The sequence below is a fragment of the Bradyrhizobium sp. 45 genome, from assembly GCF_023073155.1.
Taxonomy (GTDB): Bacteria; Pseudomonadota; Alphaproteobacteria; order Rhizobiales; family Xanthobacteraceae; genus Bradyrhizobium; species Bradyrhizobium canariense_D.
Genome location: NZ_JADPIX010000118.1, coordinates 1 through 16,934, shown reverse-complemented (window position 1 = coordinate 16,934; position 16,934 = coordinate 1). Strand labels below are relative to the sequence as shown.

Annotated in this window: 18 protein-coding genes and 1 tRNA gene; 7 read left to right on the top strand and 12 right to left on the bottom strand. The window is 62.9% G+C overall.

The window, feature by feature from the left end; translation table 11 throughout:
- Positions 1-111 precede the first annotated feature (111 nt).
- From IVB42_RS20120 to pheS, 3 genes are read right to left on the bottom strand one after another with little or no spacing between them, the layout of a single operon-like run.
- A complete protein-coding gene (locus tag IVB42_RS20120) occupies positions 112-882 on the bottom strand; it encodes a sulfite exporter TauE/SafE family protein (RefSeq protein ID WP_018455726.1) in 771 nt (256 codons plus the stop codon).
- 22 nt (positions 883-904) lie between these two features.
- Positions 905-3,313 carry a phenylalanine--tRNA ligase subunit beta gene (pheT, locus tag IVB42_RS20115; RefSeq protein WP_018455727.1) on the bottom strand — a complete coding sequence of 803 codons (2,409 nt, stop codon included), beginning with the start codon at positions 3,311-3,313 and terminating at the stop codon, positions 905-907.
- Positions 3,310-4,392 (bottom strand): phenylalanine--tRNA ligase subunit alpha, encoded by a 1,083-nt coding sequence (pheS, locus tag IVB42_RS20110; protein ID WP_026233010.1) that lies wholly within the window; start codon positions 4,390-4,392, stop codon positions 3,310-3,312. Before pheS ends, pheT begins: the two co-directional genes overlap by 4 nt.
- Before the next feature lie 151 nt (positions 4,393-4,543).
- Here pheS and IVB42_RS20105 point away from each other — a divergent pair, with 151 nt between their 5' ends.
- Entirely contained in the window at positions 4,544-4,954 is a 411-nt protein-coding gene (locus IVB42_RS20105) for a hypothetical protein (protein ID WP_026233011.1), read from the top strand.
- Between the two features lies 1 nt (position 4,955).
- On the opposite strand, the gene rplT is transcribed toward IVB42_RS20105, so the two are convergent.
- Positions 4,956-5,315: a 50S ribosomal protein L20 gene (gene rplT, locus IVB42_RS20100; protein ID WP_007598538.1), complete on the bottom strand. Its 360-nt coding sequence runs from the start codon at positions 5,313-5,315 to the stop codon at positions 4,956-4,958.
- Between the two features lie 81 nt (positions 5,316-5,396).
- Positions 5,397-5,597, bottom strand: a complete 201-nt coding sequence (rpmI, locus tag IVB42_RS20095; RefSeq protein ID WP_007598540.1) for a 50S ribosomal protein L35 — start codon at positions 5,595-5,597, stop codon at positions 5,397-5,399.
- A gap of 270 nt (positions 5,598-5,867) precedes the next feature.
- On the opposite strand from rpmI, the gene IVB42_RS20090 reads away from it, so the two are divergent.
- Positions 5,868-6,272 (top strand): hypothetical protein, encoded by a 405-nt coding sequence (locus IVB42_RS20090; protein ID WP_026233012.1) that lies wholly within the window; start codon positions 5,868-5,870, stop codon positions 6,270-6,272.
- Between the two features lie 117 nt (positions 6,273-6,389).
- On the opposite strand, the gene infC is transcribed toward IVB42_RS20090, so the two are convergent.
- Entirely contained in the window at positions 6,390-6,929 is a 540-nt protein-coding gene (gene infC / locus IVB42_RS20085) for a translation initiation factor IF-3 (RefSeq protein WP_085349942.1), read from the bottom strand.
- A gap of 249 nt (positions 6,930-7,178) precedes the next feature.
- Between infC and IVB42_RS20080 the strand changes: the two genes are divergently transcribed.
- Positions 7,179-7,991 carry an alpha/beta hydrolase gene (locus IVB42_RS20080; protein WP_018455731.1) on the top strand — a complete coding sequence of 271 codons (813 nt, stop codon included), beginning with the start codon at positions 7,179-7,181 and terminating at the stop codon, positions 7,989-7,991.
- A gap of 144 nt (positions 7,992-8,135) precedes the next feature.
- On the top strand, positions 8,136-8,603 hold the full coding sequence (locus IVB42_RS20075) for a nuclear transport factor 2 family protein (RefSeq protein WP_018455732.1): 468 nt from the start codon (positions 8,136-8,138) through the stop codon (positions 8,601-8,603).
- A 17-nt stretch (positions 8,604-8,620) separates the two neighbouring features.
- Here the strand turns inward: IVB42_RS20075 and IVB42_RS20070 are convergent, their stop codons facing one another.
- The 3 genes from IVB42_RS20070 to IVB42_RS20060 all read right to left on the bottom strand — a co-directional run bounded on the left by IVB42_RS20070 (position 8,621) and on the right by IVB42_RS20060 (position 11,450).
- On the bottom strand, positions 8,621-9,418 hold the full coding sequence (locus tag IVB42_RS20070) for an acyl-CoA thioesterase domain-containing protein (protein WP_018455733.1): 798 nt from the start codon (positions 9,416-9,418) through the stop codon (positions 8,621-8,623).
- A 200-nt stretch (positions 9,419-9,618) separates the two neighbouring features.
- Positions 9,619-10,809 (bottom strand): tRNA epoxyqueuosine(34) reductase QueG, encoded by a 1,191-nt coding sequence (gene queG, locus IVB42_RS20065; protein WP_018455734.1) that lies wholly within the window; start codon positions 10,807-10,809, stop codon positions 9,619-9,621.
- The gene (locus IVB42_RS20060) at positions 10,758-11,450 is read right to left on the bottom strand and encodes a glutathione S-transferase family protein (protein WP_018455735.1); all 693 of its coding nucleotides are present in this window, start codon (positions 11,448-11,450) and stop codon (positions 10,758-10,760) included. The genes queG and IVB42_RS20060 overlap by 52 nt, the downstream gene beginning before the upstream one ends.
- A 170-nt stretch (positions 11,451-11,620) precedes the next feature.
- Between IVB42_RS20060 and IVB42_RS20055 the strand changes: the two genes are divergently transcribed.
- Positions 11,621-12,427: an undecaprenyl-diphosphate phosphatase gene (locus tag IVB42_RS20055; protein ID WP_026233013.1), complete on the top strand. Its 807-nt coding sequence runs from the start codon at positions 11,621-11,623 to the stop codon at positions 12,425-12,427.
- Between the two features lie 33 nt (positions 12,428-12,460).
- On the opposite strand, the gene IVB42_RS20050 is transcribed toward IVB42_RS20055, so the two are convergent.
- Positions 12,461-13,426: a complex I NDUFA9 subunit family protein gene (locus tag IVB42_RS20050; protein ID WP_018455737.1), complete on the bottom strand. Its 966-nt coding sequence runs from the start codon at positions 13,424-13,426 to the stop codon at positions 12,461-12,463.
- Positions 13,427-13,589: 163 nt separating this feature from the next.
- Between IVB42_RS20050 and IVB42_RS20045 the strand changes: the two genes are divergently transcribed.
- Positions 13,590-13,676: transfer RNA gene (locus IVB42_RS20045), tRNA-Leu, on the top strand.
- A 94-nt stretch (positions 13,677-13,770) separates the two neighbouring features.
- Positions 13,771-15,444, top strand: coding sequence for a DUF6538 domain-containing protein (locus IVB42_RS20040; protein ID WP_247395831.1), 1,674 nt, complete (start codon positions 13,771-13,773; stop codon positions 15,442-15,444).
- Positions 15,445-15,555: 111 nt separating this feature from the next.
- Here the strand turns inward: IVB42_RS20040 and IVB42_RS20035 are convergent, their stop codons facing one another.
- Positions 15,556-16,098 carry a hypothetical protein gene (locus IVB42_RS20035; RefSeq protein WP_247395828.1) on the bottom strand — a complete coding sequence of 181 codons (543 nt, stop codon included), beginning with the start codon at positions 16,096-16,098 and terminating at the stop codon, positions 15,556-15,558.
- Complete coding sequence (locus IVB42_RS20030; RefSeq protein ID WP_247395826.1) at positions 16,095-16,268, bottom strand: hypothetical protein; 174 nt, start codon at positions 16,266-16,268, stop codon at positions 16,095-16,097. Before IVB42_RS20030 ends, IVB42_RS20035 begins: the two co-directional genes overlap by 4 nt.
- Positions 16,269-16,934: the final 666 nt, after the last annotated feature.

Genomic DNA, 16,934 nt, shown 5'->3' with positions numbered 1-16,934 from the left:
AGCGCAAATGCCTTGACTTCAGAACCCCGGCAGAGGCCTTCTCCTCTCAACTGTTGCACTTCGAGTGTGAATCCACCTCCTGGCTTTCGCCAGGACGACTCGCGGAGAGACTTACCGTAACACCCCGTCCAGCAGCGGCAGTCCCGCGATCACCGCGAGCGCGATCAGCGCGTAGCAGATGGCGCGAAACACTTTCTCGCTGGCACGGCCGAACAGCGACGCACCGAAGGCGACGCCGATCGCATAGACCGGCCCGACGATGAGCGATAGCACAAGCGATTCGCGTGAGATCAGGCCTGTGGTCGCGTAACTGATCATCGAGAAGAAATCCGACGCGCCGAAGAACAGCAAGATGTTGGCGCGCGCGACGATCGATGCGACCGGGCGGCCGAGCCAGTAGCCGACGATCGGCGGGCCGCCGGTCTGGGCGAGGCCGCTACAGAAGCCGGAGAGGCTGCCGATGCCGACCGAGAGCCACGCGTGGTCCTTGCCGCGATAGCGCCAGCCCGACAGCAGCAAGAGCAACAGCGCGGCGACGAAGCAGGAGATGATCCACCGCGTCGTAACGGGTTCGAGCACGCTGAGGAAATAGGTGCCGACGGGCACGCCGACCAGCGCGCCCAGCACGATCACGGCGGTGGCCTTGCGGTCGGCCTTGCGCCAGGCGTCAGGCAGCAGCGGCGCGGCCGCGACGAAATCGATCACGAGGAGCAGCGCGGCAACCAGACGCGGCGCCGCGATGCTGCTCGCCAACGGCATGAAGATCAGCGCCGAGCCGAAGCCGGAGAAGCCGCGCGCGGTGCCCGAAACGAAAGCGACGGCGCAGAGCGCCATCGCAATGGTGAGGCTGACGTCCTTTGGAAGAAAGTCAGTGAGATTCATGCTCTATGATTCTCGAGCATGATCATGCTCTCAAAGTGCCGCCGGTCTTCTTCGTCACCTCCGCCACGATTTTCGCGGCGACGGCCTCGATCTCCTGGTCGGTCAGGGTCTTTTCGCGCGGCTGAATCGTCACCGCGATCGCGATCGACTTCTTGCCGTCGTCGATGCCCTTACCTTCGTAGACGTCGAACACGTTCACAGCGGTGATCAGCTTCTTGTCGACGCTCTGAGCCGCGCGCACGATGTCGCCGCCCTTCACGGTGCGGTCGACGATAAAGGCGAAGTCACGCGACACAGGCTGGAATGCCGACAGCTCGATCACGGGCTTGGCACGGGTCGGCTTTTTCTTCGCCTCGGGGATGCGGTCGAGGATCACCTCGAACACCATCAGCGGGCCGCCGGCACCGAGCGCCTCGAGCGCGCGCGGATTCATCTCGCCGAAATAGCCGAGCACGTTTTGCGGCCCGATCTGGATCGTACCGGAGCGCCCGGGATGCAGCCAGGACGGGCCGCCCGCGACGATCTGAAGGGCCTGCATTGGTGCGCCGGCGGCGGCGAGTACCGCGAGCGCATCGGCCTTGGCATCGAACACGTCAGCCTGCGCCGAACCCGACCAGTGTCGTCCCAGACCTTGCGACGACGCAAAGCCGCGGCGGAGGCCGCTTGCCGCCATGAACTGATCCTGCGGGCGATCGCCCTTGAACACCTGCCCTACCTCGAATAGCGCGACATCGCTCAAGCCGCGATCGGCATTGGCCTGCGCCGCCGCGATCAGGCCGGCCAACAGGGTCGGGCGCATGTCGGACAAATCCGACGCGATCGGGTTGGCGACCTCGAGTTCGCGCTGGCCGCCGCCGAACAGCTCTGCGGCTGACTTGGTGATGAAGGACCAGGTCACCGCTTCGATGATGCCGCGGCTCGCCAGCGCGCGCCTGGCGCGGCGGGTGCGGAGCTGGAGCGGGGTCAGCACGGATTTGCGTGCGTCCTCGCCGCGCTCGAACGGCGTCATCGGCACCTTGTCGACGCCGTAGATGCGGACGACTTCCTCGACGATGTCGGCCTTGCCGTGCACGTCGGTCCGCCATGACGGCACCGCGACCTTCACGACGGGCCCCGGGCCCGCCATCATGAAGCCGAGATGAGTCAGGATGCGCTTCATCTCCGGCATCGGCACCTCGATGCCCGAGAGGCGCTTGACCTCGGTCACCGGAAAATCGATCACGCGGTCGTCGCCGAAGCTCTTGCCGACCACGACGTTCTCGGACGGCGTGCCGCCGCACATCTCCAGCACGAGTTTTGTCGCGAGCTCCAGCCCCGGCACCATGAAAGCCGGATCGACACCGCGCTCGAAGCGGTAGCGCGCGTCCGAATTGATGCCGAGCTTGCGGCCGGTCTGGGCGATGTTGATCTCGTTCCACAGCGCCGATTCGATCAGCACGTCGGTGGTAGTCTCGTCGCAGCCCGAGGCCTCGCCGCCCATGATGCCGGCAAGCGATTCGACGCCGTGCTCGTCCGCGATGACGCAAATCGCGGGATCGAGATTGTAGCTGCGGCCGTCAAGCGCGAGCAGCGTCTCGCCGTCGCGGGCGCGGCGCACCACGAGATTGCCCTTCACTTTCTTCGCGTCGAACACGTGCAATGGCCGTGCGCGGTCGTAGGTCATGAAGTTGGTGATGTCGACCAGCGCGTTGATCGGGCGCAGCCCGATCGCGGTCAGTCGCTTCTGCAGCCATTCCGGCGACGGCCCGTTCTTCACGCCACGCACGAGCCGCAGCGCGAAGCCTGGGCACAGCGCCGCGTCCTCGACCGTGACCTTCACCGGGCAGGGGAATTCGCCCTTGATCGGCTTGATTGTGGGGTCCTTGAACTTGCCCATGTCGGCGGCGGCAAGGTCGCGCGCGATGCCGTGCACGCCGGTGCAGTCCTGCCGGTTCGGCGTCAGGTTGATCTCGACTACGGGATCGCCGAGGCCGGCCCATGCGGCGTAGGCAGCGCCGATCGGCGCATCCGCGGGCAATTCCATGATGCCGTCATGGTCGTTGGAAATCTGCAACTCAGCCGCCGAGCACAGCATGCCGCGGCTCTCGACGCCGCGGATGGTGCCGACACCGAGCGTGATGTCCTTGCCGGGAATGTAGGTGCCGGGCGGGGAGAACACGCTGACGAGACCCGCACGCGCATTCGGCGCGCCGCACACCACCTGCACGGGTGCGCCGCCATCACCGGTGTCGACCATGCAGACGCGCAGCCGATCCGCATTCGGATGCTGCTCGGCGGATATCACCTTCGCGATGGTGAAAGGCTTCAGCGCCTTCGCCTTGTCCTCGATGTTCTCGACCTCGAGCCCGATCATGGTGAGCTTCTCGGCGAGCTTGTCCAAGGGCTCGTCGGTGTCGAGATGTTCCTTCAGCCAGGAGAGAGTGAATTTCACGAGCTCAGCCCTCCCGCGAGGGTCGGTACTTCGAGCGGCTTGAAGCCGTAATGGGACAGCCAGCGGACGTCGCTGTCGAACAGCTGGCGCAAATCGGCGATGCCGTATTTCAGCATGGCGATGCGGTCGATGCCCATGCCCCAGGCAAAGCCCTGGTACTCGTCGGGATCGATGCCGCAGGCGCGCAGCACGTTCGGATGCACCATGCCGCAGCCGAGAATCTCGAGCCAGTCCTCGCCCTCGCCGAAGCGGATCTCGCCCTTGTCGCGGCGGCACTGGATGTCGACTTCCAGCGACGGCTCCGTGAACGGGAAGAACGAGGGCCGAAAGCGCATGTTGATGTGGTCCACCTCGAAGAACGCCTTGCAGAACTCGTGCAGGATCCATTTGAGATGGCCGAGATGGGAGTGCTTGTCGATGACGAGGCCTTCGACCTGGTGGAATTGCGGCGTGTGGGTCGCGTCCGAATCGATGCGATAGGTGCGGCCCGGGCAGATCACGCGGATCGGCGGCTTCTGGCTCAGCATGGTGCGCACCTGCACCGGCGAGGTGTGGGTGCGCAACAGCATGCGGGAGCCGTCCTCCTTCGGGTGGAAGAAGAAGGTGTCGTGCATCTCGCGCGCGGGATGGCCTTCCGGAAAATTCAGCTTGGTGAAGTTGTAGTCGTCGGTTTCGATATCGGGGCCTTCGGCAACCGAGAATCCCATGTCGGCGAAGATCGTGGTCAGCTCGTCCCAGACCTGGCTCAGCGGATGGATGCGGCCGGCCTCGGCGGGCGCATCGCGCAGCGGCAGGGTGACGTCGATGGTTTCCGACGCAAGCCGCGCGTCGAGCGCCGCCGATTTCAAGACGTCGCGCCGCGCCGCGAGCGCCTCAGTGACCTTGTCCTTGGCCTGGTTGATCGCGGCGCCTTGCGTCTTGCGCTCGTCCGGGGACATTTTTCCGAGCGTGGCAAGAAGCGCCGAGATCGAACCCTTCTTGCCGAGGGCTGCGACGCGCACCGCTTCGAGGGCGGCCTCATCGCCGGCTGCGGCGATGTGGTCGAGGATGGATGTTTCGAGCATTGCGAGGTCGGACACGGTCAAATCCCTGCTGCCAAATTCGGCTGGGTTGTCGCCGCCCGAAGGCTGTAACGTCAAGCGAAAAGCCGGTCATTTCGGGCTGACGAGCGGCTGGGTTGAACCTCGCGCGGGGGCCTGGCACCAAGGGGGATACGAGGAGGCTTTCGCGATGCTCTCAAGATCCGGTCTGGCTGCTGTCGCCGCCGTTCTCTTGGTCGCCGGCAACCCGGCGCGCGCCATGGTGTGCATGGAGAAATCCATGACGCTGGACGAGGTCGTCGACACCATCGCTGCTCAGAAGGGCTGCGAAAGCGCGATCAAGGTGTTTCAGGATTGCCAATTGACCGCGAGCGGCGATGTCCAGCTCGGCGCCGCCGTCGAGAAGAAATGCGAGGCGGACTTCATGCCCGGCCTCAACATGGCGCGGAAACAGGCTTACCAACGCGAGATGCGCGTGTGTGACCGGAAGTACCGGAATAAATCCGGCACCATGTATCTGTCGTTCACGGCATTCTGCCGGGCGGAGGTCGCCCGGCGCTACTCGCAACGCGCGCTGAAGGCCGGCGGAGCCGGCCGCTAGCTCAGGCCGCCAGAGCGGCCTTGGCCTTCTCGGCGATCGCCTGGAACGACGCGGGCTCGTTGATCGCGAGATCCGACAGCACCTTGCGGTCCACGGTGATCCCGGACTTGGCCATGCCATCGATAAAGCGGCTGTAGGTCAGGCCGAACGGACGCACGGCGGCGTTGATGCGCTGGATCCAGAGCGCGCGGAACGTCCGCTTCTTGCGCTTGCGATCACGGAAGGCATAGACGAGAGCCTTCTCGACCGCCGGCTTGGCGGTGCGGATCGTGTTCTTGCGGCGGCCGCGGAAACCCTTGGCGGCCTTGTAGACTTTCTTGTGCTTGGCGTGGGCGGTCACACCGCGTTTGACGCGAGCCATGACAAAAATCCTTCGAAAGATGACTTGATGTTCGGATCGCCGCGAAAGCTGCGGCGCGGGTGGCAATGATCGTGGACGCGATCAGGCGTTCGGCAAGAAGTACTTCTTGACGTTGTCGCCGTCGGTCTTGAACAGCACGGCGGTGCCGCGCAGCTGCCGGATCTGCTTCTTCGTCCGCTTGATCATGCCGTGACGCTTGCTGCGATGAGCGAACATCACTTTGCCGGTGGCAGTCACCTTGAAGCGCTTTTTAGCGCCCGATTTGGTCTTCAGCTTGGGCATTTGGCTCTCCTAATGGCCATAGAAATCCGCCCGCAAAGGCGGCTGGCCGTCAAAATGCTCGTTAGAGCGTTGATTGTGCTCAGGTTTTACGAACAAGCGCGAAACCCGCACGGACACCGCCACGGCAGCCCTTAATCAGCCGGGCAATGAAGGCTGGGCTTATGACAGAGGACGGGCGAATTGGCAACGATGAACCGGTGGAACCTAGCCGGCGACTATCCGGAATTGCTAACCTCATGTCCGAGCCGTGTGACCCGGAGCAGGACCAGAATGCCCCCTTTTTCCCAAACGCTGTCGTCCTTGACTGATGTCGCTCGTCCGCGCTGCCTGGCGCTGTTGGCCGTGCTCGCCATGGCCGCGTTTCCGTCGAGTGCCAATGCGCGCATCCGCGGCTATGACGGCGTCTGGAACGTCACCTTCGCCACCACCCGCGGCAATTGCAGCTCGGGCTACAGCGTCCCCTTCACCGTCACCGGCAGCCGAGTGTCGTCCGCCGGCGGCGGTCGGGTCTCCGGCAGGGTCAATCGCAGCGGTACCGTCGCGGTCCAGGTCTCGGTCGGGGCCTCCCATGCCAGCGGCGGCGGCCGCCTCGCTGGCGTGAACGGCGCCGGTTCGTGGAGGGGTATCATCTCCGGCGATCAGTGCAGCGGCACCTGGCATGCGACGAGGACGTAATTATCGCCTCCAGAGGACGGTGCGCTCTCTCTTGCGCAAGCGGGAGAGGCAAAAAAACAAAACGGCCCGCCGGAGATCCGGACGGGCCGTTGAATTCTTCAGCCTAAAGAACCAGCGTCAGCGCGGCGCCAGCACCATGACGACCTGACGGCCCTCGAACCGCGCGTCCTGCTCCACCTTGGCGAGCTCGGCGACGTCGGTCTTGATCTTGTCGAGCAGCTTGGTGCCGATCTCCTGGTGCGCCATTTCGCGGCCACGATAGCGCAGGGTGATCTTGACCTTGTCGCCTTCTTCGAAGAACCGCTGCATGGCGCGCATCTTCACTTCGTAATCGTGGTCGTCGATCATCGGGCGGAGCTTGATCTCCTTGATCTCGACGATCTTCTGCCGCTTGCGGGCTTCGGCGGCTTTTTTCTGCGCGGAATACTTATACTTCCCGTAGTCCATGATCTTGCAGACGGGAGGGCTGACGTTCGGCGAGATCTCGACCAAATCCATGCCGGCTTCCTGGGCCAAGCGGATAGCCGCGACGGTCTCGATGGTGCCCTTGTTGTCACCGGTCTGATCGATCAGCTGGATCTGCGCATTGCGAATATCGTCATTGATGCGCGGCCCGTCTTTGGCGGCAGTGGGCGGGGCTTTATTTGGACGGCGAATGGGTGGTTCTCCAAAGTTATGAAAAGAGGCGGCTATTTTGCAGGAAGATACGGTTGCCGGCAAGCAATCGCTCGTGCGGCGGTCGAAAAAGCCTCAAATGCGAGGCATTTTGGCCACGGCGGGGCACGCAGAGGGACATAGACACCTTGCTTCTGTTCCGCAAGCGTCCCAAAGGGCCAATGCCGACGTCCGGCTGCGCTGCGGAGCACGTCCGGACAGCTCAAACCGCACAGCCAGAGTAAACGTTCCATGAATCACCCAATTCCCGATGCCGTGCTCGACTTCATCGATGTGGGCGAAGGCCCGTCCACACGCCGGATCGCGGTGCGCCGCCGCGCGGCCCAAGAATCAAGTCAAGGACCTGGGCTGGTCTGGCTCGGCGGTTTCAAGTCGGACATGCAGGGCAGCAAGGCCGTGGCGCTGGACGAATGGGCCCGGGATCACGGCCGCGCCGTGGTCCGGTTCGATTATTCCGGCCACGGCGAATCCGGTGGCGATTTCGTCGACGGAACCATCGGGCGCTGGCTCGAGGAAAGCGTCGCGGTATTCGAGCGGTTCTGCGACGGCCCGCAAATCCTGATCGGCTCGTCCATGGGCGGCTGGATGGCGCTGCTGCTCGCGCGCGAGATCAAAAAGCGGCAAAAGAAACTGCAAGCCAAAGCCTCGCTGGCGGGCCTGGTGCTGATCGCGCCGGCGCCCGATTTCACCGAGGAGCTGATGTGGAAGAATTTTCCGGCCGCGGTGAAGAAAGAAATCGAGACCAAAGGCGTCTGGCTGAGACCGTCGAACTATGGCGACGGCTTGCCCTATCCGATCACGCGGAATCTAATCGAGGAGGGACGCAACCACCTCCTGCTCGGCAGCGCCATCGATCTCGGCTGTCCCGTCCGCATCCTGCAAGGTGCGCAGGATCCTGACGTGCCCTGGCAGCACGCGTTCGCCCTGACCCATCGCCTGCCGGCCGACGACGTCGTGCTGACCATGATCCAGGACGGCGATCACCGCCTCTCGCGCCCGCAGGACATCGCCCGCATTCTTGCCGCCGTGGCCGAGATCGGGTGAAATCGTCACCTAGCACTCGGTGTCATCGCCCGACTTGATCGGGCGATCCAGTATTCCAGAGGCGCTCGTGCTCAAGCCGAGAAGCCGCGGCGTACTGGATGCCCCGGTCGGGGCATGACTGAGAATGGGAGGGGAGAATCGCCGATGACCACCACCGCCATGCTGCGCGCCTTCTGCGACGCCGTCGAACAACGCAACGGAAAAGCCTTTGCGGATCTCTTCACCGAGGACGGCGTCTATCACGACGTGTTCTATGGCGCCTTCGCCGGCCGCGAGAAGATCGCCGCGATGATCGACGACTGGTTCTATCGCACGGCGACCGACTTTCGCTGGGACATGCACGACCCGGTGTCGAACGGCACCACGCTCTATGCGCGCTACACGTTCAGCTATCGCTCGATCTTGCCGGAGGCTGATGGCGCGCGGGCGATGTTCGAGGGCGTGGCGATCATGACGCTCCGGGACGGAAGGATCGTCAGCTATCACGAGGTCGCCAACACCGCGCCGGCGTTTGTCGATTTGAAGTTTGCGCCGGAACGGATTGCGAAGATCGTCGCCAGACAGGGCGCGGAGCTCAAGGCGCGGCCGGAGATGAAGCGACATTTGGGTTAGCCGTCGTTCTTGCGCACCTACCGCTTCGACGGATTTACCATCGGCTTGCGCTGCGCCAGCGCCGCGACAGTGGCGGTGCCGATCGGGCCCTGCTCGTCATAGAGCCAGCATTCGCCGATCGCCACACCGTCGGTGGCCTGGTGGTTCACCACCTCGAAGCCGATCCAGTTCGTCACCGGCAGGCGGTGCAGATAGATCGTGACGTCGCTGTTGATGTAGCCGAGCCCCTTGTCGCCGGCGTTCGCGAACGGACTGGCGAAGTCCGCGCCGATGGCGACATGGACGAACGGCGTCATCGGCACGCCCGCGACCAGCTCGCGCACCTCGCTCATCCAGAGCTTTCGTGGCCCGAGCGAGCCCATGTGACCGACGATCGGTCGCGTGGTCCATTTGCCGTTCATGCCGAGCCTGGGATCGGTCGGCTTGGGAATGTCGGCCGGCTTCGGCACGTCCCAGTTCGGCGGCGACCAGACATTGCCGTCGGGATTCTGCGTTCGCCGTAACAGCTGGCACGAGGCGCGCGCCATGCCGATGCCGCCGGAAAAGAACTCTGCTTCCACGACGCGGATGCGCATCCCGTCGCGCACCAGCCGTGTCGTCACCTCGATCGGCTTGTCGATGGTGGGCAGCCGAAACATATCGACGGTCAGCCGCGCCGGCACGAATTCAGGACCGGAATGGCGCTCCTCGATGGCGAAGCCGAGCAGGCCGACGATGACGCGTCCGTGCAGCGATGTCGGATCCCACGGCCCATTGGCGACTTCCGTCGGGTGGAATGTGTCGCCGTCGCGGGTGAAGAAAGGCATGTTTGTCATGACGCGCGAGCTTGGAGGAACGTGCGGGGAAATCAAGATGCTCAATCCTCGTGGTGAGGAGGCGCGAAGCGCTCTTACCACAACAACGGTGTCATCGTCCGGCTTGACCGGGCGATCCAGTACTCCGCGGCGCTCGTGATTGAATCGATAGGCCGCGGCGTACTGGATGCCCCGGTCAAGCCGGGGCATGACACCGAGGATTAGGAAGCGAGCTCCCACTCCTCGCGCACGCCGTCATCACGCTCGCGCGCTATGGCGGTTGCTCTCATCGTTTCGAACTCATCCCGCGGCACCAACTGCCCCAGCGCCCATACCGCAGCCCCGCGTACCAGCGCGCTCTCATCCTCCAGCAATCGCCGCGCCTCGTCCGCCAGTGCCGCATCACCGGAGTTGCCGATCGCGATCAGCACGTTGCGCAAAAAGCGGTCGCGGCCGATGCGTTTCACCGGCGATTTGGTGAACAGCGCGCGAAACGCAGCGTCGTCGAGCCGTGCGAGCTCGGCAAGACCTGGCGCGCGCAAAGCGTCACGTGCGGCGAGCTTGGCCTCACGGCCCTCCTGCGCGAACTTGTTCCAGGGACAGGCGGCGAGGCAATCGTCGCAACCATAGATGCGGTTGCCGATGCTTTTACGAAATTCGCGCGGGATCGGGCCCTTGTTCTCGATGGTGAGATACGAGATGCAGCGCCGCGCATCGAGCCTGTAGGGCGCGGGAAAGGCCGCGGTCGGGCAGATGTCGAGGCACGCCCGGCACGAGCCGCAATGATCGATCTCGGCGTCGTCGCGCGGCAGTTCCAGCGTGGTGTAGATCGCGCCGAGAAACAGCCATGAGCCGAATTCGCGCGAGACCAGATTGGTATGCTTGCCCTGCCAGCCCAGATGCGCGGCTTGCGCCAGCGGTTTCTCCATCACGGCCGCAGTGTCGACGAATACTTTCACTTCACAAGGCTTCACCTCACAAGTTGCGGTCGCGACCAGCCATCGCGCCAGTGCCTTCAGGCGCTTCTTGATGAGGTCGTGATAGTCGTCGCCCTGCGCATAGACCGAGATCGCCGCGCGCGTGCGCTGTTGCAGGATCGCGAGCGGATCCTGGTCGGGGCCGTAATTGACGCCGAGCATGATGACGCTGCGCACGTCCTGCCACAGCCCGCGGGGATCGACCCGGCGCTCCGGCTGCGCGGCGAGCCAGTCCATGTCGCCATGGCCGCCGGATGCGATGAATTCGAGAAAGTGTTTTCCGGCGCTTTCGATCGTGCCGGGCTCCGTAATGCCGATGCAGTCGAAGCCGAGCGCACGTGCTTCGTTTGCCAGCGCCGTCTTCAGTTCGGTCGGATCGGAGTTCAGAAGTCCAGGTCCACGTAGGTCCGCGACGCCGGCACGCCCGCCAGCCATTCGCTCAACAGCGGACGGAACGACGGGCGGGATTTCACCCGTGCGTACCAGGCCTTTGCCGCGTCGTCCTCGCTCCATGGCACGTCGCCCAGATAGTCGATCGCCGAGAGGTGCGCCGCGGCGGCGAGATCCGCGTAGGTGAGCCGGTCGCCGGCGAGGAAATTACGCGTCTGCGCCAGCCAGCCGATATAGGCCAGATGATAGCGCACGTTTGCCTTGGCGGCGCGCATCACGTCGGCCGAGGGCGGGCCCCCGCCGTTGTCCTCGCTCATGAAGCGCTTGTAGATGCGCTCGGTGACGAGCGGGTGGGAGACTTCCTCGAAAAACTTTTCGTTGAACCAGGCCATCAGCCGGCGGACCTCGACGCGCTCGCCGATCGTGTCCGGCATCAGGCGCTTAAGTCCCATCTCAGAGCCATAGGCCTCGTCGACATATTCGGCGACGATCGCCGCGCCCGGGATCGGCGGCTGCTCGTCGTCCACCAGGACGGGCGTCGTGCCCGCCGCATTGAGCAGCAGAAATGCTTCGCGCCGCTCCCAGCTGCGCTCTTCGATCAGCTTCAGCTCAAGCCCGTATTCTCCCGCGATCAGGCGGATGAACCGCGAATGCGGACAGAACGGATGATGAAACAGCGTAAACATGAAGCCTTTGACTATGTGATGGTGCTTAAGAATCCATCAATGTTTTGTGCGGCGCCACACTAGTCATTCAAAACCGCGAAGCAAGGGCGCGACGCCGCATTTTGCGATTGCAGCAAGGGAGCGGATGGGCGAGAAGAGCCCCGCTTTTCCAGCCGAAATGGACCGTAAATATGTCAGATGCAATACGGGCAGTGATCCTCGGCATCATCGAGGGTGTGACCGAGTTCCTTCCCGTGTCCTCGACCGGCCATTTGCTGCTTGCTGAGCGCTTTTTCCATCTCGGCGAAGGCGCGTTCTGGGATTCGTTTACGGTCCTGATCCAGCTCGGCGCGATCCTCGCGATCGTCGTGTTGTACTTCAAGAAATTGTGGGACGTCGCGATCGGGATGTTCACGGGTGACGTCTATGCACGCCGCTTCGTGATCGGCGTGCTGGTGGCGTTCCTTCCCGCCGTCATCGTCGGTCTCGTCGGCGGCAAATACATCAAGAGTCTGCTGTTCAATCCCTGGGTGGTGTGCTTCTCGCTGATCGTCGGCGGCGCCATCCTGCTCTGGGTCGACAAGCTCGATCTCAAGGCGCGCGAGCATGACGCCACCCGGTTTCCGCTGCTGATGTATCTTTACATCGGTATCGCGCAGTGTCTGGCGATGATCCCGGGCGTGTCGCGCTCCGGTGCAACCATTGTCTCCGCCATGCTGCTCGGGGCCGATAAGCGCGCGGCGGCGGAGTTCTCGTTCTTCCTCGCCATTCCCACCATGATCGGCGCGTTCGCCTACGATTTCTACAAGAACCGCTCCGAGATGACGATGGACCACATGGGCATCGTCGCGATCGGCTTCGTGGTGTCGTTCGTCACCGCCATCATCGTGGTGAAGACGTTCCTGGAATACGTCACCCGCCACGGCTTCGTGGTGTTCGCCTGGTGGCGCGTGATCGTCGGCACCCTCGGCCTGATCGCGCTGGCACTGGGGCGGTAACCCCGAACTTCAAACAATTGACTGCGGGGATGGTTACGCGCTCTTGCGCTGGAATTGCCCGGCGGCGCGGAAACGCCAGAGATATTGCGGGGCGATCGCTTCAAGCGAGTCGGGCGCGATGCCGAGGCCTTCCAGCGTTAGCCCAGCGGCCTTCGCCGCGTCCGACACGACATTGTCGCGCGCGAGCAGCGTGACCTGGTCCGGCGTCAGCTTCAGCGCGCCCGGCGCGAATTGCAGGAAGTTGGCCTTGAAGCGGGCGAGGCCAAACGGCAGCGGCATCAGCATCGGCTTGCGATCGGCAATCGCGAGAATGGCCTCGATGATCTCGCGCATGGTCAGGACTTCCGGGCCGCCGAGCTCGTAGGTCGCGCCCGCCTTGGCCTTGCCGTCGACGGCATCCGCGACCGCGGTGGCGACGTCGCCGACATAGACCGGCTGCATCTTCGTGTCGCCGCCGATCAGCGGCAGCACCGGCGACATCCGCGCCAGCGCCGCGAAGCGGTTGGTGAATTGGTCCTCGGGGCCGAACATCACGGAGGGGCGGAAGATCGTCGCCGACGGCACCGCGGCCAGGACCGCGGCTTCTCCGGCCGCCTTGGCCCTGGCATAGCGCGAGGGCGATTCCGCGTCGGCGCCGATCGCCGAGACATGGATCAGCTGTGCCCCCGCGGCCGCGGCCGCCTTGGCGATGGTCTCGGCGCCCTTGGCCTGGACGGCGTCAAAACTCTGCGCGCCACCCTCGGCGAGGATGCCGACCAGATTGATCACGATCTGCGAATCACGCAGTGCCGCCTCAATCGAGGCCGGATAACGGACATTCGCCTGCACGGTGTGGACCTGCCCGACCTTGCCGGAGGGCTGGAGGTACCCGGCCAGCTCCGGCCGCCGCACCGCGACCCGGACCCGGTAGTCGCGCCGGCACAGCGCGCGGACGACATTCCGGCCCAAAAACCCCGATCCGCCGAAAACCGTGACGAGCGTGTCCAGATTCGATGCCATGGGATCCATTCCTGGGGTCCATATCCTGCGGGAAGAGTGCGTCTCGTCAGGCTTGTATCGGGCCGGTTTGCGATGCGCAATCCGCATCCCGAAGCGGGGTTCAAGCATGAATTGACAACCGCGTCACCGAACCGTAGTAACCGCCTCCGTGCCTAACCGGCATGCCCAGGTGGTGGAATTGGTAGACGCGCTGGCTTCAGGTGCCAGTGGCTTAACGGCCGTGAAGGTTCGAGTCCTTTCCTGGGCACCACCCCCAACCCAAGTGGTTGAAATCGCTCATTTGCTGAGAAATTGAGCCGCTGACCGGTACACAAGACCGGGATACAGCGCATATGAGCTATCGAATGGCTTATCTTTCGAAAGATACCGACTCTTCCTTCTATAGCTTTAGGACGCGGACGCCAGTCGACGTCCTGAAAGCACTCGACAACGAGCGTGTGTTGCTGACGTTCGAAGAGTGCATGGGAAGTCCCGCGTTTGCGGTAACGACGAAAATTGGGAGCGAGGTCAAGTTCTCCCTCAGGACCCGCGACCACTCGGTGGCCGAAATTCGCAAGAACCAGGCGCGAGATGTACTTGCCAGACTTTGGATGGCGCGAAGATCAGCGCCGCGTCAGCTGACGCACATGCAAGTGCTCGGGCTCGCCGGTCTCGTGCATGATCTATGGGTGCAGCATTTCGAACAGGATCCCGGTGATCGGGCAGCCTGGATTGCGCACAAGGCGGTAAACCGCGCGGTTATGGAAGGCCGGCTGACGAGTGTGCCCGGCATCGTGCCGGGACAGATGCCGGACGAGCGACAGCTTGCGATCGACCATTTTGGCGAAGACCTGACAGCAGGGATCAATGAGCTGCCCATTTTGCCAGATCCTGACCGTGGCCTGGAAAATCGGTTTGGCCTCATCTGCGACTGGGTGCTTACTCAGAACACAATGCGGGTGGACTACGCGACCAGGAAGAAGCTGCTCTCGGCTATAGCCATAGCCGGACAAACCGCTCCGCGCCGTCTCAAGGAAAATGCCGACTTCATTTACGGCACAGACACCCACCGCGCGCGGTATCCGCAATTCAATTCGGGCCGAACCCTCACGCAGGTCTTCGAGAGCTGGCGAGCGGAAGCGGAACCAGCTCCGAGCACCGTATCGACGTGGCGGGGACACGTTCGGTCACTACAGGAGTTTATTGGCCACGAACTAGTTTCGAGCCTGACAAAGCATGACATCGTTGGCTGGAAGGACAAGCTGCGCCAGGACGGCATGGCGCCAAAAACGATCAACGACAGCTGTCTCGCCTGCATCAAACGACTGCTGAACTATGAGGTCGAAAACCACCGGCTGAGGGAGAATGTCGCCGATAAGGTCCGCCTTAGTACTCGTGGACTTGCAGGTGTGAAACCGCTCCCATACGACACGGAAGAGGTCGCTCAAATCCTGACGTTATCCCGGCAACAAAAGTCGAACGCGCTCCGCTGGTTGCCCTGGCTATGCGCATTTAGCGGCTCGCGGATCGGAGAGGTCGCCCAGCTTTGGGGCGCGCGAGTCAACCGAGTAGATGGTGTGTGGGTCATGTCTATCAAGCCGGCTGAGGACGGCGGTCGGCTGAAGAACTCGTGGAGCGAGCGAGACACGCCGCTGCATCAAGCGATAATCGACGAGGGATTCTTGGATTTCGTCAGGGAGAGTGGGCCAGGGCCGTTATTCTACGGTCGAAGCTCAGGCGATCCTTCCCGAAAGCACGCATCGAAAGGCGTCAGCAACCGGGTTGCCGACTGGATCAGGTCGCAAGGCTTCCGGGATCCGCGCAAGGCCCCGAGCCATGGCTTTCGCCATTGGTTCAAGTCTAAGCTGGGCGCGTTGCAGGTGCCTGACAGCTTGGCCGATTCGATCGTCGGTCATGGCAAGAGATCAGCTGCCGATCGATACCGCCACTATACCATCGCTACTAAAGCCCCTGTCGTGAACAGGGTCCAAGTGCCGGGTATAAATGTGAGCAGCCCGTCTGAGGAGGCAGCAGAATAGGACCGCCAGCTGTGCGCGTCTGGCGGTCCTATAACTCATGGGCGGGCTCCGCTGCACTGGCATGGCGATGCGACCATCCCTCAACAGAGAAGGCGGATATGATCCGGTATCTCAAACGACTCCAGCTGCTCGACGCAACGTCTCCGCGCGCTCGGGATCATTCCGCTCCAAGAGCATTTGCTGGGTCAGGTTGAAGCCGGCTCGGCTGTAGGGGTTCTCCCTGTCGCCCCGGTCGTTATGATCGTTTCGCTCGGTGGCAGCGTAACGCTCGAGCTGCTCCGCATATCGCGGGTCATCGCGATAGAGCAGCATCTGTTGCGTTACGTTCCAGCTTCGCTTGCTAAAGGGGTTTCGGGTCAGCGGCGACGCGCCCTGCGGCAGCCGGATGGATCCGCCCGAGCTGACGAAGAACCTCTTGGTCTCAGGCTGTTGGTAGAGGCTGGCCAAGTAGGTTGTCAGGTCGGCCACCGAACCATCTTGATCCAGATACTTCATCTCGTGTCCGCTACCGAGGGCTTGATTCAATACCAGGCGGTCAGCGAGGTGCTCGACGAGAGCGTCTTCGCCTTCCTGCGTCAGCTTGAGCCCGTGGAGGTCGAGAAGGTTGCCGAGGGCGGTTGCCGTGTTGATACGGCCTGGGATGACCTGACTCACGCGGCGTCCTTTCGGAGTTCGGCGAGCACAACGCGACGCAACCAAGATGATCGCGAGAGCAACTCGGCCTTTGCTCGGTATTCGATAGCGGTAGCCATGGTTGCGGGGATAACGATGCCGACCGTGATGGTCCGTTCGGTTCGAAGCACGTCTAGATCGAGGTCTTGCATTTGGGTCTCCGGGGGTGGGGAGGGATTCGCGTCAAGGAACGCGAGGACCTTATCTTTACACTGTAAAGATTTAAATGTCAACAGTTACAGAGAGTTAGAAGGGGTGACTAGGGAAAACCAGCGAATTTCAGTTGCTTGCTGAAGATGAATTCTTCAGTATTTTCAGATAGTTACGAGGCCCGAGGCCAAAGCGCGGGCCGAGAGAAATTGAATTGGCTCTTTTACAAGGACCGGCAACGTAGCCGTCAGCCAAATAGGCCCTCCAGATCAATAGGATGCTCGCTGGTAAGCCTTGGGGGCAGGGAAGTACAGATCGCTCGGCGATCCGCAAACCGTCTCACAGGCCGGCTCTGGACCTCCACATGTCGGGCTCTTGCGACCCCACGAATATTCGCCCGATCACCGGTCATCGGGGTCGCTACAGGTGGTAAGGGTGTTCTGAAGATCCTGAGAGATTGCAGATCCAACTAGGGGGGTAGAGTCTAGAACCCTGGAGAGTGCCCTGAAGCTTCAGGCAATAGCGGGTCCCCCGCGGGGCAGCAGATGCTGACCACGGTTGACCCGCTAGTCGTCCGTTAAGAAGCCGAATTGAGCGGGAGCGGACAGGCAAGCGTATGCGATAGCTGGATCAGGAAGAGGCACAAGAGTTCTCTGAGCCAGGCGAGG

Bases quoted from the DNA above. Each gene is read 5' to 3' on its own strand.
- IVB42_RS20120 (WP_018455726.1), bottom strand. From the start codon at position 882: ATGAATCTCACTGACTTTCTTCCAAAGGACGTCAGCCTCACCATTGCG.
- IVB42_RS20105 (WP_026233011.1), top strand. From the start codon at position 4,544: ATGCTCTCAAGATCCGGTCTGGCTGCTGTCGCCGCCGTTCTCTTGGTC.
- rplT (WP_007598538.1), bottom strand. From the start codon at position 5,315: ATGGCTCGCGTCAAACGCGGTGTGACCGCCCACGCCAAGCACAAGAAA.
- rpmI (WP_007598540.1), bottom strand. From the start codon at position 5,597: ATGCCCAAGCTGAAGACCAAATCGGGCGCTAAAAAGCGCTTCAAGGTG.
- IVB42_RS20090 (WP_026233012.1), top strand. From the start codon at position 5,868: ATGCCCCCTTTTTCCCAAACGCTGTCGTCCTTGACTGATGTCGCTCGT.
- IVB42_RS20080 (WP_018455731.1), top strand. From the start codon at position 7,179: ATGAATCACCCAATTCCCGATGCCGTGCTCGACTTCATCGATGTGGGC.
- IVB42_RS20075 (WP_018455732.1), top strand. From the start codon at position 8,136: ATGACCACCACCGCCATGCTGCGCGCCTTCTGCGACGCCGTCGAACAA.
- IVB42_RS20070 (WP_018455733.1), bottom strand. From the start codon at position 9,418: ATGACAAACATGCCTTTCTTCACCCGCGACGGCGACACATTCCACCCG.
- queG (WP_018455734.1), bottom strand. From the start codon at position 10,809: ATGGCTGGCGGGCGTGCCGGCGTCGCGGACCTACGTGGACCTGGACTT.
- IVB42_RS20060 (WP_018455735.1), bottom strand. From the start codon at position 11,450: ATGTTTACGCTGTTTCATCATCCGTTCTGTCCGCATTCGCGGTTCATC.
- IVB42_RS20055 (WP_026233013.1), top strand. From the start codon at position 11,621: ATGTCAGATGCAATACGGGCAGTGATCCTCGGCATCATCGAGGGTGTG.
- IVB42_RS20050 (WP_018455737.1), bottom strand. From the start codon at position 13,426: ATGGCATCGAATCTGGACACGCTCGTCACGGTTTTCGGCGGATCGGGG.
- IVB42_RS20040 (WP_247395831.1), top strand. From the start codon at position 13,771: ATGGCTTATCTTTCGAAAGATACCGACTCTTCCTTCTATAGCTTTAGG.
- IVB42_RS20030 (WP_247395826.1), bottom strand. From the start codon at position 16,268: ATGCAAGACCTCGATCTAGACGTGCTTCGAACCGAACGGACCATCACG.